Genomic DNA, 298 nt, shown 5'->3' on the forward strand with positions numbered 1-298 from the left:
TTTCGCCGATGATGAAAGCATGCGTATTTCCCACGAAGCGATCTACAGCGCCTTGTACATCCAGGGCAAAGGCAGCCTGCGCGCCGAGCTTGAAGCGGTGATGAAGACCCAAGATGTGCTCATCCGCGGCGGGAAGCGCCGAAAAACCCGGCCCCGCAACGCGGGTCTGCTCACCGGCAAGCCGTGGATCAAAGGCGCTGAAATCACCAAGCGCAGCCCAGAAGCCGACGACCGGGCAATCCCCGGGCACTGGGAAGGCGATCTTGTCATCGGCAAAGGCGGCAAAAGCGCGCTGATC

1 protein-coding gene is annotated in these 298 nt (G+C 61.4%); it reads left to right on the forward strand.

What is annotated here, in order from left to right; translation table 11 throughout:
* On the forward strand, positions 1–298 hold a 298-nt coding region (locus tag HMPREF2791_RS05165; protein ID WP_371335891.1), incomplete at both ends, for a transposase.

The organism is Corynebacterium sp. HMSC034A01, from assembly GCF_001838175.1.
Lineage (GTDB): Bacteria > Actinomycetota > Actinomycetes > Mycobacteriales > Mycobacteriaceae > Corynebacterium.